This window comes from Phyllobacterium trifolii (genome assembly GCF_014192095.1).
GTDB classification, from domain to species: Bacteria; Pseudomonadota; Alphaproteobacteria; order Rhizobiales; family Rhizobiaceae; genus Phyllobacterium; species Phyllobacterium trifolii.
In genome coordinates this window covers 382,105-399,604 of sequence record NZ_JACHXN010000002.1, presented here as the reverse complement: position 1 = coordinate 399,604, position 17,500 = coordinate 382,105, and the positions used below count along the sequence as shown (strand labels likewise).

15 protein-coding genes, 1 tRNA gene and 3 pseudogenes are annotated in these 17,500 nt (G+C 57.8%); 13 read left to right on the top strand and 6 right to left on the bottom strand.

The window, feature by feature from the left end; genetic code table 11:
- Window positions 1–99 precede the first annotated feature (99 nt).
- Complete coding sequence (locus FHS21_RS04875) at window positions 100–708, top strand: TetR/AcrR family transcriptional regulator (protein WP_112525694.1); 609 nt, start codon at window positions 100–102, stop codon at window positions 706–708.
- 72 nt (window positions 709–780) lie between these two features.
- Here the strand turns inward: FHS21_RS04875 and FHS21_RS04870 are convergent, their stop codons facing one another.
- Window positions 781–1,431, bottom strand: a complete 651-nt coding sequence (locus tag FHS21_RS04870) for a TetR/AcrR family transcriptional regulator (RefSeq protein ID WP_112525692.1) — start codon at window positions 1,429–1,431, stop codon at window positions 781–783.
- A gap of 276 nt (window positions 1,432–1,707) precedes the next feature.
- Here FHS21_RS04870 and FHS21_RS04865 point away from each other — a divergent pair, with 276 nt between their 5' ends.
- From FHS21_RS04865 to FHS21_RS04830, 8 genes and pseudogenes are all read left to right on the top strand, one after another.
- Window positions 1,708–2,772 (top strand): efflux RND transporter periplasmic adaptor subunit, encoded by a 1,065-nt coding sequence (locus FHS21_RS04865; RefSeq protein ID WP_112525690.1) that lies wholly within the window; start codon window positions 1,708–1,710, stop codon window positions 2,770–2,772.
- Window position 2,773: 1 nt separating this feature from the next.
- Window positions 2,774–3,871, top strand: coding sequence for an efflux RND transporter periplasmic adaptor subunit (locus tag FHS21_RS04860; RefSeq protein WP_183661083.1), 1,098 nt, complete (start codon window positions 2,774–2,776; stop codon window positions 3,869–3,871).
- Window positions 3,868–6,918 (top strand): efflux RND transporter permease subunit, encoded by a 3,051-nt coding sequence (locus FHS21_RS04855; protein ID WP_112525686.1) that lies wholly within the window; start codon window positions 3,868–3,870, stop codon window positions 6,916–6,918. Before FHS21_RS04860 ends, FHS21_RS04855 begins: the two co-directional genes overlap by 4 nt.
- Before the next feature lie 70 nt (window positions 6,919–6,988).
- Window positions 6,989–8,167, top strand: coding sequence for an alpha/beta hydrolase (locus FHS21_RS04850; RefSeq protein WP_376772060.1), 1,179 nt, complete (start codon window positions 6,989–6,991; stop codon window positions 8,165–8,167).
- Window position 8,168: 1 nt separating this feature from the next.
- Window positions 8,169–8,633: a hypothetical protein gene (locus tag FHS21_RS04845; RefSeq protein ID WP_183661080.1), complete on the top strand. Its 465-nt coding sequence runs from the start codon at window positions 8,169–8,171 to the stop codon at window positions 8,631–8,633.
- 87 nt (window positions 8,634–8,720) lie between these two features.
- Complete coding sequence (locus FHS21_RS04840; protein WP_312879839.1) at window positions 8,721–9,245, top strand: patatin-like phospholipase family protein; 525 nt, start codon at window positions 8,721–8,723, stop codon at window positions 9,243–9,245.
- 64 nt (window positions 9,246–9,309) lie between these two features.
- Window positions 9,310–9,756, top strand: a pseudogene (locus FHS21_RS04835) (acetoacetate decarboxylase); the annotation flags it as partial.
- Window positions 9,757–9,780: 24 nt separating this feature from the next.
- Window positions 9,781–10,560, top strand: a complete 780-nt coding sequence (locus tag FHS21_RS04830) for a 3-hydroxybutyrate dehydrogenase (RefSeq protein WP_183661077.1) — start codon at window positions 9,781–9,783, stop codon at window positions 10,558–10,560.
- A gap of 702 nt (window positions 10,561–11,262) precedes the next feature.
- On the opposite strand, the pseudogene FHS21_RS04820 reads toward FHS21_RS04830, so the two are convergent.
- Window positions 11,263–11,463: pseudogene (locus FHS21_RS04820) on the bottom strand (LysR substrate-binding domain-containing protein); the annotation flags it as partial.
- Window positions 11,464–11,717: 254 nt separating this feature from the next.
- On the opposite strand from FHS21_RS04820, the pseudogene FHS21_RS04810 reads away from it, so the two are divergent.
- Window positions 11,718–11,927, top strand: a pseudogene (locus FHS21_RS04810) (aldo/keto reductase); the annotation flags it as partial.
- A 108-nt stretch (window positions 11,928–12,035) separates the two neighbouring features.
- On the opposite strand, the gene FHS21_RS04805 reads toward FHS21_RS04810, so the two are convergent.
- The 3 genes from FHS21_RS04805 to FHS21_RS04795 form a co-directional block, all read right to left on the bottom strand.
- Window positions 12,036–13,646, bottom strand: a complete 1,611-nt coding sequence (locus tag FHS21_RS04805; RefSeq protein ID WP_183661074.1) for a tyrosine-type recombinase/integrase — start codon at window positions 13,644–13,646, stop codon at window positions 12,036–12,038.
- Between the two features lies 1 nt (window position 13,647).
- Window positions 13,648–14,082, bottom strand: a complete 435-nt coding sequence (locus FHS21_RS30410; protein ID WP_210283328.1) for a helix-turn-helix transcriptional regulator — start codon at window positions 14,080–14,082, stop codon at window positions 13,648–13,650.
- A gap of 248 nt (window positions 14,083–14,330) precedes the next feature.
- A tRNA-Ser gene (locus FHS21_RS04795) sits at window positions 14,331–14,421 on the bottom strand.
- Between the two features lie 373 nt (window positions 14,422–14,794).
- Here FHS21_RS04795 and FHS21_RS04790 point away from each other — a divergent pair.
- The 3 genes from FHS21_RS04790 (at window position 14,795) to FHS21_RS04780 (ending at window position 17,067) form a co-directional block, all read left to right on the top strand.
- A complete protein-coding gene (locus FHS21_RS04790; protein WP_112525672.1) occupies window positions 14,795–15,118 on the top strand; it encodes a hypothetical protein in 324 nt (107 codons plus the stop codon).
- A gap of 235 nt (window positions 15,119–15,353) precedes the next feature.
- Window positions 15,354–16,349, top strand: a complete 996-nt coding sequence (locus FHS21_RS04785; RefSeq protein ID WP_112525670.1) for a BMP family lipoprotein — start codon at window positions 15,354–15,356, stop codon at window positions 16,347–16,349.
- Between the two features lie 76 nt (window positions 16,350–16,425).
- Window positions 16,426–17,067, top strand: a complete 642-nt coding sequence (locus tag FHS21_RS04780) for a LysE family translocator (protein ID WP_112525668.1) — start codon at window positions 16,426–16,428, stop codon at window positions 17,065–17,067.
- On the opposite strand, the gene FHS21_RS04775 is transcribed toward FHS21_RS04780, so the two are convergent.
- Window positions 17,068–17,427, bottom strand: a complete 360-nt coding sequence (locus FHS21_RS04775; protein WP_183661071.1) for a GNAT family N-acetyltransferase — start codon at window positions 17,425–17,427, stop codon at window positions 17,068–17,070.
- Window positions 17,428–17,500 lie beyond the last annotated feature (73 nt).

The window sequence follows — 17,500 nt, the reverse complement described above, 5'->3', positions numbered from 1 at the left end:
AATTTCATAACAAACGGGCAGTCGTCCGTTATACGTCAATTGCACTTTTATGTCATTTCGACTAAAAGGTCAATATGAAATCCCGAAAAAGGATGGCTAATGGCGAAGATTGATCTGGCACGTCGGGCAAAAATCGGACGCGACCGGCGGGAGAGGACACGCGCCCAAATCGTCAAGGCGGGAGCGACGCTGCTTGCGGAAGGGGCTGCGCTGACGTTGGACGCCGTGGCAGAGGCGGCGGGCCTCGCCAAGGGCACGTTTTACTATCACTTCGGCAACGTCGAGGAGTTGATTGCGGCGGTGAATGTGCAGCTGGAAGGGAGCTTTGACGAGGTGCTGACACCTCCTCATGCCGGTTTAAGCAATCCGGTCGCGCGCCTGTCTTTTGCATTTGCGCAATCCCTGGAAAAGGCGGTTTCGGATACTGCCTGGGCGCGGTTGGTAGTTCAAACCTCGCAAAAGCCGAACGAGTTCGGCCGCGGAGTTCGCAAAAAGCTTACGGCAGATATCGCCGAAGCCATAAGACAAGGACACATGGCCGTGCTGGACCCGGAACTCGCCACTGACATCTTCGTCGGAATTTGGCTGCAGGTGACCCGTGGCACTCTCGCGCGAGCCCCAACGCCTGATTTGACTTGCAAAGCCCTCGAGGCGGCGCTTCGAGCACTCGGGAGCGCTCCGCCTGAGGGCCTCTCCATATCGACATGATGACTATGCCCGGCCAGGCTATTTTTGAGACCCTCCGTATACGGAGTTTGTCGTTTGTCCGCTGGCTACTTGTCAACTCGCCGTGGTGCGCAAGGACTTCTCCGTGCCAGCAGCTGGCAGGCGTTTGAGCACGGATCGCGCCTCCTGGAGACTGAGGCCGATCGCGCGCAAGATAGCACTGACGACAGCGTCAGGGTCGAACGAGGACAGCCTGCCTTCACCGAGGACGCGCAACATGTGGAGCATAATCCCCACGACAATCTCGAGTTTCAGCTCCGCGGACGGCGGTTCCGCCGATAAGTGTTGGAGGTCCTCGAGAAGACGGCGGCGGAGGTTCTCGCCGCTTTGCGGATTGGCGGCTGTCATTCTTGCTGCCACTGCGGCCCATCGGGAGTCATTGAGCGCCTTATCGATGAATGCTCTGCAGCCAAAGGCAATGCGCAGGGCAGGCTCGGTAATGGCGGTCCGGCCCGGCTGCAGCAGCTCATCGAACGACTGGACCAATTCCTCCGCGACCGCTGCAGTCAATGCTTCCAGGCTATCAAAATGAGTGTAGAACGTTCCCTTTGCGACGCCAGCCTCCTGAACCACGTCATCCACCGTGACAGATTCCACGGCCCGCCTGGCAAACAGCGTATTGGCAGCTTCAACAAGCTGCGCACGGGTCCTCACGCGCTTTTCGCGTCCAATTTCGGCTCGGCGGATCAGGTTAACATTTGCCATCGTGATTCCTCAAATTCTACCTACAAATAAGTCATATTGACCTGAAAGTCCATTCCGAAGCCGAAGAGACTTTGCGTACCCATTCTTTTGCATAGCACTTATGCGCGTATTTCATATTGACTAGAAAGTCGAAATGACTTAATAGTCACACAATTGATGAGCCGCCAACGGCAAGCGCGGATTCCTCACCACCATAAAAACTCGAACCCTCTCGCGGAGGCTGAGCTGCATGCCTGGCTCATACCTCTTTGGTTGCAAACGGTAATGGAGCAAAAAATGCAGCCTGTACGTCTTATTGGAATCGGTCTCGCCTGCGTCCTACTCGCCGCCTGCGACGAAAAAGCGGTAGTCCTACCTCCGCAACAGCATGTTCAGGCCATTCGCGCCTCGTCCGCCGAATATCAGCCGCGAGCGGAAATCACTGGCGAGGTGAAGGCGCGGATCCAGTCTAACCTTTCGTTCCGGGTAAGCGGCAGGGTGATCGAGCGCTTTGTCGACGTCAGTTCGCCCGTGCACGCCGGCGACATTCTCGCTCGCCTCGATGACAGCGAACAGCGTGCCGATGTGGAAGTCGCCCGGGCCGGGCTGCAGTCGGCGCAGGCGATTGCCAGACAGAAGGCGCTGACGTTCGAGCGGTATGAGGCGCTGCTGCACTCGCGGTCCATTTCGCAGGCCACCTTTGATGAAGCGGATAAGGATCTGCGCACGGCGCAAGCCTCACTGGAGGCTGCCGAAGTGGCACTGGGGACGGCGGAGGACGCTCTTTCCTACACCAAACTGAAAGCCGACGCCGACGGAATCATAACCGCGCGGGACATCGAGGTCGGACGGGTGGTGTCGGCGGCGCAGCCCGCCTTCACACTCGCCCATAACGGGGCCCGCGATGCCGTTTTCAATGTCTTCGAGGCCTTTTTTATCGAAGGTCAGCCGTTACCCGGTGTCGATGTTGCGCCGGTGGCGGATCGCGCACCCGAAACGCGGGCGACGGTCAGGGAGGTCTCTCCCTTCATCGACACGAGAACCGGAACCATCCGTATCAAGGTGGCACTCCCCGATGTTGCGCAATGGCCGCTCGGCACGCCTGTAGTCGGTAAATTTCGCTCCCCGCCGCGCGAGGGGATCGTCCTGCCTGCGAGCGCTATCGCCTCCGCCAAAGGCGAGCCCGCCGTGTGGCTTGTCGCCCCGGGCAGCAGTTCTGTCTCCCTCCGGAAGATCGCGGTGGCGAGGTATCGCGACAGTGATCTGATCGCCTCCGGCGGTATCGCCCCGCAGGACCTGATCGTCACCGAGGGAGGGAAGTTTCTCAAGGAAGGTCAAACCGTGGCCTGGGAGGATAGATAAGATGGCCCGTTACCGTTTTCATTACTCGCTTTCAGTCCTTGCGGCAGTCGCACTTCTTGCCGGCTGCGATCAGGACGCCGGCTCTAGCGAGCTGGCCGGGCCGCGCTCCGTCAAGTCCGCAGCCGCCAGTGCTGCGCAGGCGCAGACAGTGCGCTTCCCCGGCGTCGTCCAGGCGGGGGTGCAAACCGATCTTGCATTCCGCACGCTGGGGCGCGTCGTATCGCGTAAAGCGAGTGTGGGCGACCTGGTGCGGGCGGGCGACATCGTGGCCGAGATTGATCCGCTCGCTCTTGAACTCGCCGTCCGCAGCGCCGAAGCCGATCTGCGCAGCGCTGAAGCGCAGCGTGGGAACGCCCTGTTGACGCAGGAGCGCAAGCAGAGGCTGGCCGCGACGAGCGCGGCGAGCGCCGCGGATCTGGATCTTGCCGAGCAGGAGTTGGAGTCGGCGCAGGCGAACGTGGCAAAGGCAAATGCCAGCCTCGATAAGGCGCGCGAGCAGCTTGGGTATGCCAAGCTGAAGGCCGAGTTCGATGGTGTTGTGGCGGCCACGCCCGTGGAAGTCGGACAGACAGCGACCGCCGGTCAGCCAGTCCTCACAATCGCTCGCCTTGATCAGCGTGACGTGATCGTCGACGTTCCGGAAGAGTACCTCCGATCCGTGCGCGTCGGCGACCGATTCGACATCGCACTTCAGCTCGATGATACGCTGCGGACCTCAGGCATCCTGCGCGAGATCGGGCCGCAGGCCGATGCCGGCACCCGCACCCACAGGCTGAAAATCGCCATCGACAAGGCACCGGACGTTTTCCGTTTTGGATCGGTGGTCAGGGCCACGCCGCCACAGACGCAGCAGGGGCTCCCCGTCGTGCTGCCTGCAACGGCGCTCGTCAAGAGCGATGGCACTGACCGTGTCTGGGTGGTCGACCCCACAACCCACACCGTTTCACTGAGATCCGTACGGCTCGACATCTCCCCCACTGGCGTCCGCTCTATCCGGGTCCTCTCCGGGCTCAAGGACGGAGAAGAAGTGGTCGTCGCCGGCGTCGACCAGCTGGCCGAGGGTCAGGCCGTGAGAACACAACAGGAGCAGCGCCCGTGAACAAGTTCAACCTTTCAGACTGGGCGCTCGAGCATCGCTCGCTCGTCTGGTATTTCATGATCATCTTCGCAGTGGCCGGCGCGTATGCCTACATGGCCCTCGGCCGCGAGGAAGACCCGTCCTTCACAATCAAAACCATGGTGATCCAGGCTCAGTGGCCAGGGGCGTCTGCTCAGGAAGTGACGCAGCAGGTCACCGACCGCATCGAAAAGAAGCTGCAGGAACTCGACAATCTCGAGCATACCCGCAGTATCACCACCGCCGGTCAGACGATCGTCTTCGTCGATCTGCTGCCGAAAACAAACGCGCAGGACGTCAAGCCCGCCTGGTCGCGGGTGCGCAACCTGATTGACGATATCAGGCACGAGTTCCCCCAAGGGGTGGCCGGTCCGTTCTTCGATGATCAGTTCGGGGACGTCTATGGCAATATCTTTGCCTTTAGCGGTGACGGGCTGAGTCAGCGGGAGTTGCGCGATTTCGCCGAGGACGCCCGAACCCAGATCCTCAAACTGCCGGATGTGGGCAAGGTCGACATCGTGGGTGCGCAGGACGAGGTCATTTATCTCGAGTTCTCGACCCGCAAGATCGCTGCCCTCGGCCTCGACCGCGCCGCGATTATCTCGGCACTGCAGGCGCAAAACGCCGTGACGCAGTCCGGTTTCGTTGAGGCGGGTCCGGAGCGCATCGCCTTGCGCGTCGGCGGCCGCTTTCTTTCCGAAGACACCTTGCGCGGTATCAATCTGAGGGTAAACGACCGCTTTTTTGCGCTGACGGACGTAGCCAGCATAAGCCGCGGCTATGTCGATCCGCCACGCTCGCTCTTCCGCTTCAACGGGAAGCCGGCAATCGGGCTTGCGATTGGCATGAAGACAGGCGGCAACCTTTTGGCCTTCGGCGAAGCACTAGACAAGACCATCACCGGGATCATTCAGGAACTTCCGGTAGGCGTCTCGGTCGAACGGGTCTCCGATCAGCCGGCAGTGGTTCACGAGGCAGTCGGAGGCTTCACAAAAGCCCTGTTCGAGGCGGTCGCCATCGTGCTTGCGATCAGTTTCATCAGTCTCGGGTTCCGTGCCGGGCTTGTCGTGGCGATCGCGATTCCGCTCGTCTTGGCTATCACCTTCATGGTGATGCTCTATTTTGACATTTCGCTGCAGCGAATCTCGCTCGGGGCGCTCATCATCGCGCTTGGCCTTCTCGTTGACGACGCCATGATCGCGGTCGAGATGATGGTGGCGCGTCTGGAATTGGGTGACAGTCTTACCAAGGCGGCCACCTATGTCTACACGTCCACAGCCTTCCCGATGCTCACCGGCACGCTCGTGACCGTCGCGGGTTTCATCCCGGTCGCGTTCAACAAGAGCAGCGCCGGTGAGTTCACCTTCACTCTCTTCGTCGTCATCGCCGTATCACTCATCGTATCCTGGATCGTTGCCGTGGTATTCACCCCCCTCATCGGTGTGACCCTGCTGCCCAAGTCGATGAAGAAGCATGCAGATCACAAGGGCTGGTCCGCGAAGGCGTTTTCGCACTTGCTGCAATTCTGCCTGCGCTGGCGCTGGATGACGATCATCGCCACTGTTCTCCTCTTCGCCGGATCAGTCGTTGGCCTGTCCATGGTGCAGCAGCAGTTCTTTCCGAGCTCCGACCGTCCGGAACTCATCATTGACTGGAACCTGCCGCAGAACAGTTCGATCGCCGAAACGGGCCGTCAGATGGGTCAATTCGAGCGTGAAGTGCTGGCCGGCAACCCTGCGGTCGAGCATTGGTCGACGTATGTCGGACGGGGCGCGCCGCGCTTCGTTCTTTCCTTCGACGTCCAGCCGGCCGACGTTGCCTTCGGGCAGACCGTCATCGTCACCAAAGGGCTCGATGTACGCGACAATCTGAAGAAGGACGTCGAAGCTTACCTTCAGAAGACCTTTCCCGGAACTGACGCCTATGTGAAGCTTCTGGAAATCGGCCCCCCCGTCGGCAAGCCGATTCAGTACCGCGTGTCCGGCGAGGATCTTCAGACGGTGCGCGATCTGGCACAAAAACTGGGGACTGTCGTAGGCACCAATCCTTCCCTCAAGAACCTTGCCTTTGACTGGAATGAACCGGCGCGCGTTGTGAAGATCGACGTGATGCAGGACAAGGCAAGGCAGCTTGGCGTCTCGTCCCAGGACATCGCCATGGCGCTCAACACCGTCGTTCAAGGGGACTCGGTAACACAAGTCCGGGACGACATCTATCTCGTCGATGTCGTTGGCCGCGCTGCGGAAAAGGAGCGCGGCTCGATCGACACGCTGCTCGACCTGCAGCTGCAAGCCAGCAGCGGCCAGTCGGTGCCGTTGTCGTCGGTCGCAACGTTCCGATATGAACTCGAACAGCCGACGGTCTGGCGGCGCGACAGGCTCCCGACGATCACTGTCAAGGCCGGGATCAGCGACACGACGCAGCCCGCAACCATTGTTAAAGCGCTCACCGACAAGATTGCGGCGTTCGAAAAGACGTTGCCGGCAGGCTATCACCTCGAAGTCGCCGGAGCGGTCGAGGAAAGCGCCAAATCGCAGGGTCCGATCGCGAGCGTGATCCCGGCCATGCTCCTCGTCATGGCAACACTGCTGATGGTGCAGCTTCAAAGCTTCCACAGGCTGTTTTTGGTGTTCTCGGTTGCCCCGTTGGCCCTCATCGGCGTCGTCGCGGCCCTGTATCTGAGCCATGCCCCCCTTGGCTTCGTCGCCCTCCTTGGCGTGCTCGCGCTCGTCGGCATTCTTATCCGCAACTCGGTGATTTTGATCGTGCAGATCGAGGAATTGCGCGCGGAGGGAATGTCGCCATGGAAGGCGGTCGTCGAGGCGACCGAGCATCGGATGCGGCCGATCATGCTGACCGCGGCTGCTGCGACGTTGGCGCTGATCCCCATTTCGCACGAGATCTTCTGGGGACCCATGGCCTACGCCATGATGGGCGGCATCGTCGTTGGAACGGCACTGACGCTTCTCTTCCTGCCGGCGCTCTACGTTGCCTGGTTCCGGATTCCGCGCGATGCCGGGGAGCACTGAGATGGGCGCCAAAATGTCTCCCAACCCCTTTCGAAGATGCGCACCCCAGCTGCTCCCGGTGGCGGTGCTCATGTCCGTCGCAATAACCGGCTGCGCGACCCGGGTGGAAAACGTGCTTCAACCTCCTCAGGTGGCCGTGGCCGCGAGCGACGCCAGCCGGGTGAACATGCTGGTGGCGACGACGCGCAAGTCATCGGACGATCCCGGTCGACTCTATTCGGGCGAGCGTGGAACGGCGATCTCGCTCAACAACGTCTCCGTCTCCATTCCTCCGGATCGAAACCGCGAGATCGGCAAGGTGCAATGGCCCTCACGCGTACCGCCGAATCCGCAAAAGGAGTTTGCAGTCCTTGAAGCCGGCAAGGTTGCGACGGAAGGTCAGGCTTTCCAGTGGTTTCGCAAGAACCGCAACGCCAGGCGGCAGGTACTCATCTTTGTCCATGGCTTCAACAACACCTATGCCGACGCCGTCTTCCGCTTCGCCCAGATCGTTCACGACTCGGGCACCGATGCGGCACCGATTCTCTTCGCCTGGCCATCGCGGGCGCGGGTTTTGGACTACCTCTATGACAAGGAAAGCGCCAACTACTCGCGGCGAGCCCTGGAGGATCTGATCCTTCAGGCCACCCGAAGCCCCGATGTCGATGACGTGACTATTCTCGCGCATTCGATGGGGACCTGGCTCGCGGCCGAGGCACTGCGCGGTGTTGCCATGCGCGAAAAGTCGATCCCGGCCAAGGTCAAGAATGTCATCCTTGCATCGCCAGACATCGATATCGATGTGTTTCGCCGCCAGTTCATCGAAATGGGGCCAAAGCGGCCGCATTTTGCGATCCTGATGTCGACACACGACAAGGCTCTGGAGGTCTCTGGCTGGCTCTCAGGCGGCGTCGACCGTGTCGGTGGCGCAGATCTCAAACCATATGCCTCTGTGCTTGAAGAACTTGGCGTTTCGGTCATCGACACGAGCGCCATCGCCTCGAACGATCCGCTCGGCCACAATGCCTTTGCCGACAGTCCTGAGATCGTACGCCTGCTTGGGAGACGGCTGGCCGGGCAATCGCTATCGGGACGAGAAGCGTCATTTGCGGATCAAGCGGGGGTGGCGGCTGCCAATTTTGCCGGGTCGGCGGCCCGCGTGGCCGTTGCGGCCCCGGTCTCGGTTATCAGCGGCGAGGCTCGCGACGTATTGAAACGCGAACTTTCTCCTTCGAGCGGGCAGCTCGTCGACGGTCAGGTCTCGTATTGATATGAACATTGATCCAGCCTTTCTCAGTCCTGTCTTCGCGCTGCTGGGAGCGCTCCTTGGTGCCGGGGCTTCGCTGATGGCGGCAATTTACACGCATCGCGGTCAATATCGGCTGCAGCGTGTCGCCGAGGAAATCACAAAGCGGGAGGGGGTCTACGTCGACTTCGTGATGTACGCGTCGAACCTGCTGCTGCGCGCTTACACGCGAGACGACATCGAGCTCAGCGGCGAGGAACAACACCTGATCGGGCTTATCAACCGAATGCGGTTCTTTGCTTCATCCGATGTCATCGGCGCAGCGGAGGCCGCGCTCAGGGCCATCCTCGAGATATCCCTGAAGCCGAGAGTGGAACTTCGGCAACTCGCCACGGAAGCGCTGACCAAGAGTCTGGATCCCGATCCGCTCCTGGCATTCAGTCTTGTCTGCGCTGCAGACCTGGCGAGCTTGCAACGATCTATGGTCTGACGCGAACGCCTTCGGCCGACAACAGTCTTTTATCAAGAGTCATCAAGTTGCCGTCGCATCATTAGAAGACGGCGAGAGGAAATCATCATGAACGAACATGTTCTTACGGATCCAGTATCGGAACATCCTCAGCGGAGGGGACGACCGCCCTTCGAACGCATTGCGCTTTTGCTGCAGGGGGGCGGTACCCTCGGCGCATATCAGGCAGGCGTCTATCAAGGACTGGCAGAGGCCGGTCTTCATCCCGACTGGACTGCCGGGATTTCCATCGGCGCGATCAACGCTGCCCTCATAGCTGGCAATCCGCACGAGGACCGCGTCGCAAAGCTCCGGCAATTCTGGGAGCTTGTCACTTCAACCGATCCATATTGGCAGTTTCCGCCCAGCTCGGCAGCCGACGGCAACGATAATATCGCGACGTTGTTGGCGCAATTTGACCCATCAAAGGGCGATGTCGTCCGCGCCTTGTCAAATCAATGGAGCGCAGCCCGGGCTTTGTGCCTGGGCGCGCCGGGTTTTTTCAAGCCCCGCCTGCTACGCCCTGGCTTTGGCCCCATGGTTCCACCGAAGCCACCAGTTACTACGACACGCAAGCGCTCAAGTCGACGCTAGAGCGGCTGGTTGACTTCGACCGCATCAACAGCGGGGCCATGCGCTTCAGCGTCGGCGCGGTCACTTCCTCAACGACGAATCGCCGATTGCCGCCGGGCGGGAGCTTTGGGGCTTTCCGAAAAAGTTTGCTCAACCAACGCTTGGCGCCGAGACCGACACACTCGTGGGTACCCTCGACTATGGGCCCGTGCGCGTAGCCACCGGCACCATGGGTTACAAGCACAAAGCCGCTGATGCGGCTGCGGTGCTCGCCTCGCTCGCCGCGCCCAATTTCCTGCTCAAGATCATTCCACATGTCGACGGCAGTCCGCGCATTTGCGAACTGGTTGAATACTATCTCGAGGATATCGCACTCCACGGGGCATGGACGGGGCCGGGCGCGCTCGATCTCCACGCACATGCGTTGGCACCCGTCGCCGACCTGCCGGTGCTTGAGGTGGTCTCGACAATGCATTTCATCGCCGACCTGACCCTCGGTCTCGGCAACGTCGTCCACGACTATCTGCGCTAAACCCCGCACACAGGAGAATAAATTATGCTTCTTGATAACAAAGTTGCCATTGTCACCGGAGCGGCGAGCGGCATCGGCATGGAAATTGCAGCACTCTTCGTGCGCGAAGGCGCGCGTGTGACAATCGCTGACCAAGACCAGGAGCGCGCGAACGCAGTGGCCAACGAGCTCGGCGGACATGAACACGCGATTGGGATTGCCGTCGATGTGACCAACGAAGCCGAGGTCGAAGCCTGCGTCGCCAAGATTGTCGCCACCTTCGGCAAAGTCGACATTCTGGTTTCGAATGCCGGCATCCAGACCGTGGCCCCGCTCCACGAGTTCGAGTTCCATCGATGGAAACAGCTTCTCGCCGTTCATCTGGACGGGGCTTTTCTCACGACGCGGGCCTGTTTGCGCGAGATGTGCAAGCACGGCCGTGGCGGGAGCATCATCTATATGGGCTCGGTGCATTCGAAGGAGGCATCGGTGTTGAAGGCCCCCTATGTCACGGCCAAGCACGGCGTTATGGGACTTGCCAAGGTCGTCGCCAAGGAGGGCGCTGTACACGGTGTCCGCGCCAACGTCATTTGCCCGGGCTTTGTGCGAACTCGGCTCGTCGACAAGCAGATCCCGGAACAGGCGAAGAAACTTGGGATTTCCGAGGAGGACGTCATTAGGAACGTCATGCTGAAGGAGACTGTTAACGGGGAGTTCACCACTGTAGAGGATGTGGCGCAGACCACCCTTTTCCTGGCCGCATTCCGTTCAAACGCACTAACGGGACAATCAATCGTCGTCAGTCACGGCTGGGGTATGCAGTAACGGAGCAATGAACTCCGTTGACACGAGGAATGCTCAGAGAGCCCTAAAAGAAAAGAGTCCTCGTCGGACGGCGTCGTGGTTATGGGATCAACGGTGATGTCCCCGTTGACATCCCTAGCCGGTGCGTATGCCACTACCAGTGGCGGCGAAACGAGAAAGCCGTTTTGCAATGCGGGGTGGACTCTACCTGGAACACTGCGGTTTCCGGATCGCCCCTCCGTTGTGATGACCCTGCTTGATTGCAGCCATGACCTCATCATACAGCGAGCCAGCATTGCTGATGCAGGTAGTACTACGAAAGCCAACAATGCCAAATTCAAGAGCTTCGAGTTCTTTTAAGAGCCCAGCGCGTTCAAGGTAAAGCTGCGAAGCTGTAGAGCCTGGAGGCAGCGAAGTTTTTACCGCTGCTTCGGCTTACCTGCACCACAATTTCAAAAGCCTCGTTGGGATTCCCGCAAACTGGTCTTGAGCAGCGAAAACCTCCTTCCCTTCAATGAACAGGGAGGCGGGTTTGGGCTCAAAAGGAGCGCCGATTGTATCAGGCGATATCCTGCCAAAGTCTATGATCACTTTGGTGGTGAGTTCCTGAGCCTCTTTCTTCGCAAAGGGATCGCCACCCGCTGAGGGACGAGACGGGAAACGGCTCGGGGCATCGCCTAGAGCCCGGCCCGAAGGGCACACCACAAAAGAGACCCTGCCCAATCAACCCTTTACCCGCAACGCCTCCAGAAGCAGCTGGAACGCGGGAGATGTCTGTCGCCGAGAGGGATAGTAGAGGTGATAGCCCATGAAAGTCGGGCACCACGTCGTGAGCAGCCGTTGGAGACTGCCTCCGGCAACGTGGCATGAAACCGCGTCTTCCGGTATATATGCCACGCCGTGGTCCGCGAGCGCCGCCTTTAGAATGGGCAGCCATCTAGGGCTGCGGCGAACACCGTACAGGCCCGCGCGGTGAAGCTTATCGCCGCATGATCGAGCTTTGCCCGGTCGGCCGCGCGGCGACGCCGGACAAAGTCGGCAACGTTTGGTGCCCTGCTTATGGGCCCGGACGGCGCTTTCATCACCGGCAGTGACTTCCTTATGGATGGCGGTGTCACCGCTTCCTACTGGTACGGCGAACTGGCACCGAAATAACAAGAAGAACAAAGGACAAAACCATGAAGAAGCGCGCCCTCGGAAAAGGCGGTCTTGAAGTATCTGCCATCGGCCTTGGCTGCATGGGCATGAGCACCAACTACGGACCTGCACCCGACAAAAGCGAGATGATCGCGCTGCTGCGCAGGGCGGTCGAGCTCGGTGAAAATTTCTTCGATACGGCAGAAGTCTATGGACCGTTCGTCAACGAGGAACTTGTAGGCGAAGGGCTTCGACATCAATCCGGAAACGCGTGAGCGGCGCGGCTTTAACAGTCAGCCCGCCCATATCCGCGCCGAATACGATTCCTCGCTTCACGTCGAACCGCTTCAGACATACTTTCAGTGTTGTTTTTCGGCCAGCGCTTTTGCCATCATCGTCAAAACATTAACTTGGTCGGCCGCAAGACTTTGAACAATTTGCAGCAGCTCCATTGTTTCCGTGCGGGCGTTCGTAGCGCGGATATCATTCATTGTTTCGATCTGTTCCGTTAGATCAAGCTTGCCGTAGTAGTTTTCTGTTGTGGCGATGTGCCGGTGACCCAGATTTTGGCTCCACGCCTTCTTCTGCTTTTGCGTGCGGGCTACCGTATCACCGTAAAGGGCAAGCGTTTTGCGAATATTGTGAGGGTTGAAATATGGGATGCCGATATGCGCACTCGCGCCCTTTATAATGGCGCGCACTTTGCCTTGATCCGTCAATGGTTCCAAGTGCGTGTTGCTGTAGGTCAGCCTGATAGGATCGAGCGCCCTGGGAAATAAAGGACTGGTATCAGTCGCCCCTTGCTCCCTGTAATATTGAATCCAGTTGACAAACACGGTTTCGATATCCTCGCCCACCGGAAACCAAGCGGTGCGCATCGTCTTTCTATTCTTGGTTTTGACCACCCTCGCATCCTGAAAAACCATGCGGCTTTCAATGTCGATATGTTGGATCTGTAACGACAGCAGCGAGCTAATACGAACCCCGCTAAGAAGCAGGAATGCCATGATGGCGCGATCTCGCACTTCAATAAACGACGTACTCGGCATGGCGTGGATCATCTTGCGCACTTGAGGAAGTGAGGGAACGAACCTCTCATCGCATATTGTTGCAAGCGACATCAGTGTTTTCGAAGGTGTGAACAAGGCTGCAATGTCTGGCGAGATTGATTTCTGGCCCGGTCTTTGACTTAGCCATGCAAAAAACGATTTCAAATCAAGCAATGCGTGGACAATGGTAGATGCAGACAATTGTCCATCACTCACGCTATTCGTCGCTTCGAGAAATTCCTTGAACCGAATAACAGCGTCGCGGTGCGTGGATTTGTAGTCCGCATAATCAGCAAATCCCTCAAATTTGGCGATGTGGCGGAGGGCTGCGAGGATGGTGGTTTCGGCAAACCCGGCCGCTTGTTTGAGGTGGATTTGATAGTCGTAACGCAAAGCCAAATTGGCGGCGTTTAAGTGTGTCGCGCCATCGGATGGAAAAATCGCAGTTTTAGAGCCGAGTCCAACGACATCACAGTGTCCTTTCTCGTCTCTGGTTTTGCGGTTGACGGCCCCATCAATCGCATCAATCTCGGCCTTCGACACGATCTTATAGGCATCTTTCCCGGTTTGGGGGCATTCAACGAGCAACTGTTGATAGTCAGATGTGTTTTGCTTTATCCGCCATTCATTATCGTAGGCGGAATGAACGTTTTTACAATGAACGCAATAAGCGTCGCCCGTCGCAAGCGGCCGCCGGTTCTTTTTCCGAAACCATTCCTGGAACGCATTCAGGTCCCGACCAAGGAAAAGATTGCAAGTGCTGCGCGTATAGGGGAGGCCGTAGTTTATCCATCCCGTCAATGTGTTCGGCGCAATCTCATATAATCGCAATACGTCTTCCGATTTGTAGATCCAGTGCTTCCGGGCGGCGCGTGCATTTCGCCGACGAAGGTTTCGAGTGTTGGTCGTGGTGGCGTCCATATCAAGCGCCCAGAGACCGAAGTTCATACGCTAGGAGATCGCTCATGCGCCAACGCGTAGTGCCTCGATGCAATGAAACAGGACTTGGAAAGTCGCTTTTTACCTGAACCCAGCGCCATACTGTTGGGACACTTACTGAATAGCGTTTTGCTACCTGGCGAACGGAAAGATACCACTCTTCTGGCGAAGGTGGCGCATCATATCCCTTAAGAGATTTTGCCACCGGCCGGCTATCGATTGGCGCCTTTGAAAATTTTGGAGGGGCTAATTCACCTGAGGCGCTTTCGTTGCCAAGAGGGTTTGCTGGTGTGCGAATTGAAGAGTGTGCCGATTTCTGTTGCGTCGAGAAGGCCGCTTCGTCGCAAATCTGCGTGTCTGATTGAACGGCTTGCGTTTCAGCGGCATCGAGAAAGGAGAGCTGGGTACCTGGCAGCATGAGGAACTCCGACCCACCGTAGAGCGGCGAGTACACTTTTGGAGCACGTCATGCGCATGTTGTAGCGATCTCAATACATCGCCATACGAATTAAATTGCCTTATATAGTCTTATCTTGCAAGTGGGAGTTTTTCACAGCGTGATCAGAATCTCCATCGCGGCAGATGAATCAAGATGGGCTACGTGATGGGCTGAAAACCCGTATCGATAAAATAAGACAATAGAAACAATACTTTAGTTGGTGTATATGGCGGAGAGAGCGGGATTCGAACCCGCGTTACGCTTTTGACGTAAACACACTTTCCAGGCGTGCGCCTTCAACCACTCGGCCACCTCTCCGCAATACGGCCGGCCTCTGGCCGGTCGGGTTGTTTATTGCAGCCGGAAAAACCGGCTTCAAGAGCACCGTCAACCATCGGTCACTCAGATCTGGATAGACACGCGACACCCGTCGATGGTTAGCCGACAGCGACCCCGTGCGGCGCGCACTATAGTCAGAACAGGCACTTGATCAACACCTATTTCAACATAATCATGCTTTGTGTGGATTTGCCGGGTTTCCCGCTGAAATTGCTGGGAATTTTCTCGAATAATTCATCGCATACCGTCAAAATGCCGGTAAAAGTGAATTCATGTGGCCTCGATCCGGCGCTACCATGTTATTCCACCAGTGCAGCGACCCGGCTCGTATTGCCTTATTTTGGAGACCATTGTGATCCGATTTATGTTCAGGCTTCTCGCCTACATCGCTTTGAGCCTTGCTATCATTGCCGCTGTTCTCGATGCAGCACGTTCCGTCGGGGCATCGCAATTGACCATGACATCGCTGCAGGAAAGCTGGCAGTCTATTTCCCCCTCCTCGCTCGCCCTCGCCGAAACAAGCATCAAAACCCACATATACCCAATATTATGGGACCCTTTGATGCTTTGGATTCTTGAGGCACCAACCTTCGTTATTTTCGCGCTGCTCGCATTTCTGTTCTATGCGATGGGTTATAAGCGCGAGAACAGGGCCGGTCGTTTCGCCGCCCGTTGAGTATCCGGTGCCTGTAGCCGGTATTTCCCGTCCCCGCTAGATGCGAGAACGATCTAACAGACTGACTTGACTGTATTTTTGGAGGATCTTTGACCAAGAGGCAAAATTCCGCGTGAATTTTGCTTCTTGGCATGCAAGATTGCTTCCGGGGCGGTTGGGGAGTGACCATCCGCAACGATTTTAAGGTTCGACAGAAGTTGAATCTGCTCAACAAAATCCAGAGGGTTGGTATCAAATGAAGCGTGTTGTTCTTGGTCTCCTGGCTGCCACAGCAATGTCCGTCTCGGCCTTTGCTGCGGATGACAAGCCGGCCGTCATTTACGATCTTGGCGGAAAATTCGACAAATCCTTCAACGAAGCCGCGTTCAATGGCGCCGAAAAATATACGGCCGACTCCGGCGTCAAATATCGCGAGTTCGAAATCCAGAACGAGGCGCAGCGCGAACAGGCTTTGCGCAAATTCGCATCGGATGGCAATTCCCCTATCGTTATCGCGGGTTTCTCCGCCGCTGCTGCGATCGAAAAGGTTGCTGCGGAATTTCCGGATACCAAGTTTGTCATTATCGATGCGGAAGTCGACAAGCCGAACGTGCGTTCCGTTGTCTTCAACGACAATGAGGGTTCCTATCTTGTTGGTGTGATTGCGGCAAAATCGTCGAAAACCGGAACCGTCAGCTTCATCGGCGGTATGGACGTTCCGCTCATCCGCAATTTCGGTTGCGGCTATGTTGGCGGCGTCAAGGCCACCAACCCCGACGCCAAGGTTATCCAGAACATGACCGGCGATACGCCGGCGGCATGGAACGATCCGGCCAAGGGCGGCGAAATTGCCAAGTCACAGATCGACCAGGGTTCCGACGTCATCTTCGCGGCTGCCGGCGGCACGGGCATCGGAGTTCTGCAGACGGCTGCCGACGCTGACAAATTGGCAATCGGCGTTGATTCCAATCAGAACGGCTTGCATCCGGGCAAGGTTTTGACCTCGATGCTCAAGCGGGTCGACGTCGCGACCTACAATGCCTTCAAGGATGCCGCGGATGGCAAGTTTACCCCCGGCGTCAATGTTCTCGGCGTCAAGGAAGGCGGCGTTGACTATGCGGTCGACGAGAACAACGCCAAACTGATGACCGACGATGTCAAGAAGGCTGTCGAAGCTGCCAAGGCGGATATCATTTCCGGCAAGATCAAGGTTCACAGCTATTTCTCGGACAATGCCTGCCCGTACAAATAAGTGATACTAGCCATGAAACCGCCGGTCATAGGATCGGCGGTTTTCGCTCGAAGATTGCATGAAAGGAGAATGCCCCATGACAGCATTTGCCGTTCTTCTCAGCATCCTCGCCACGATTATTATTGGCGCAATGAGCCCCGGCCCAAGCTTCGTCCTTGTCTCACGCGTTGCCATCGCATCGTCGCGAACGCATGGTCTCGCTTCGGCTTTGGGCATGGGTCTGGGCGGCGCCATATTTGCGGCGCTCGCCGTCCTCGGCCTCACGGCGTTGTTGATGCAGTTCGAGTGGCTCTACCTTATTCTCAAGCTGCTTGGCGGAGCCTATCTGATCTACATCGGGATCCGCATCTGGCGCGGAGCGTCCGAACCACTGACGACGTCAGGCGCTGGCGAAACCGCGAAGGCCATATCCGTTTCCCGCGCGTTTTTCCTCGGGCTGATCACACAGCTTAGCAATCCCAAGACGTCGATCGTCTATGCCAGCATCTTTGCCGCTCTCATGCCGCCTTCGCCGCCGCTATGGCTGTTGCTAGCGCTGCCACCGATGCTGTTTTGCGTCGAAGCCGGCTGGTACGCGGTCGTTGCCTTTGCCTTTTCAGGTTCTCGCGCGCAGTCTGCCTATATCCGGCTGAAACAGTGGATCGATCGCGGCGCTGGTATGGTGATGGGAGCGCTAGGCATCAAGCTCATGGTTGAAGCGCTGAAGGCCAAGCCGTAGTCAAAGTTTGCGAATGAGGATCATCAAACCATTGTAGTCGCCGCTGAGCTCTTCATGGTCTTGCCAGTCGAGATTTCGATAGTAGTTGGCCTTGCCCGTATAAAGATAAAGCGCCGCATGCCTTTGATCGCGCGCGGCATTTTCCACAGCGTGGATCAACGCGGTTCCGATGCCCTTCCCACGCATTTCAGGCACTACAAAGAGGCTGGCAAGCCATGGCTTCAAGTGCGGATGGCTTTCAAGGTCGTTGTCAATCAGAAGCACCAAGCCTGCTGGCAAGTCGTTGTCAAAACCTATGAAGGCTTTTTGCTGGCCTGCCGGGTTTAGAAAGGGTTCGAACCCGTCGATGGTCTCTTGCAATGTTCGACCAACTGCTTGGCCCCATTCCTCGAAATTCCAACATGCACACAACGGCACTAGCTCAGGGTGGTTC

Bases quoted from the DNA above. Each gene is read 5' to 3' on its own strand.
- FHS21_RS04875 (WP_112525694.1), top strand. From the start codon at position 100: ATGGCGAAGATTGATCTGGCACGTCGGGCAAAAATCGGACGCGACCGG.
- FHS21_RS04870 (WP_112525692.1), bottom strand. From the start codon at position 1,431: ATGGCAAATGTTAACCTGATCCGCCGAGCCGAAATTGGACGCGAAAAG.
- FHS21_RS04865 (WP_112525690.1), top strand. From the start codon at position 1,708: ATGCAGCCTGTACGTCTTATTGGAATCGGTCTCGCCTGCGTCCTACTC.
- FHS21_RS04860 (WP_183661083.1), top strand. From the start codon at position 2,774: ATGGCCCGTTACCGTTTTCATTACTCGCTTTCAGTCCTTGCGGCAGTC.
- FHS21_RS04850 (WP_376772060.1), top strand. From the start codon at position 6,989: ATGTCCGTCGCAATAACCGGCTGCGCGACCCGGGTGGAAAACGTGCTT.
- FHS21_RS04845 (WP_183661080.1), top strand. From the start codon at position 8,169: ATGAACATTGATCCAGCCTTTCTCAGTCCTGTCTTCGCGCTGCTGGGA.
- FHS21_RS04840 (WP_312879839.1), top strand. From the start codon at position 8,721: ATGAACGAACATGTTCTTACGGATCCAGTATCGGAACATCCTCAGCGG.
- FHS21_RS04830 (WP_183661077.1), top strand. From the start codon at position 9,781: ATGCTTCTTGATAACAAAGTTGCCATTGTCACCGGAGCGGCGAGCGGC.
- FHS21_RS04805 (WP_183661074.1), bottom strand. From the start codon at position 13,646: ATGGACGCCACCACGACCAACACTCGAAACCTTCGTCGGCGAAATGCA.
- FHS21_RS30410 (WP_210283328.1), bottom strand. From the start codon at position 14,082: ATGCTGCCAGGTACCCAGCTCTCCTTTCTCGATGCCGCTGAAACGCAA.
- FHS21_RS04785 (WP_112525670.1), top strand. From the start codon at position 15,354: ATGAAGCGTGTTGTTCTTGGTCTCCTGGCTGCCACAGCAATGTCCGTC.
- FHS21_RS04780 (WP_112525668.1), top strand. From the start codon at position 16,426: ATGACAGCATTTGCCGTTCTTCTCAGCATCCTCGCCACGATTATTATT.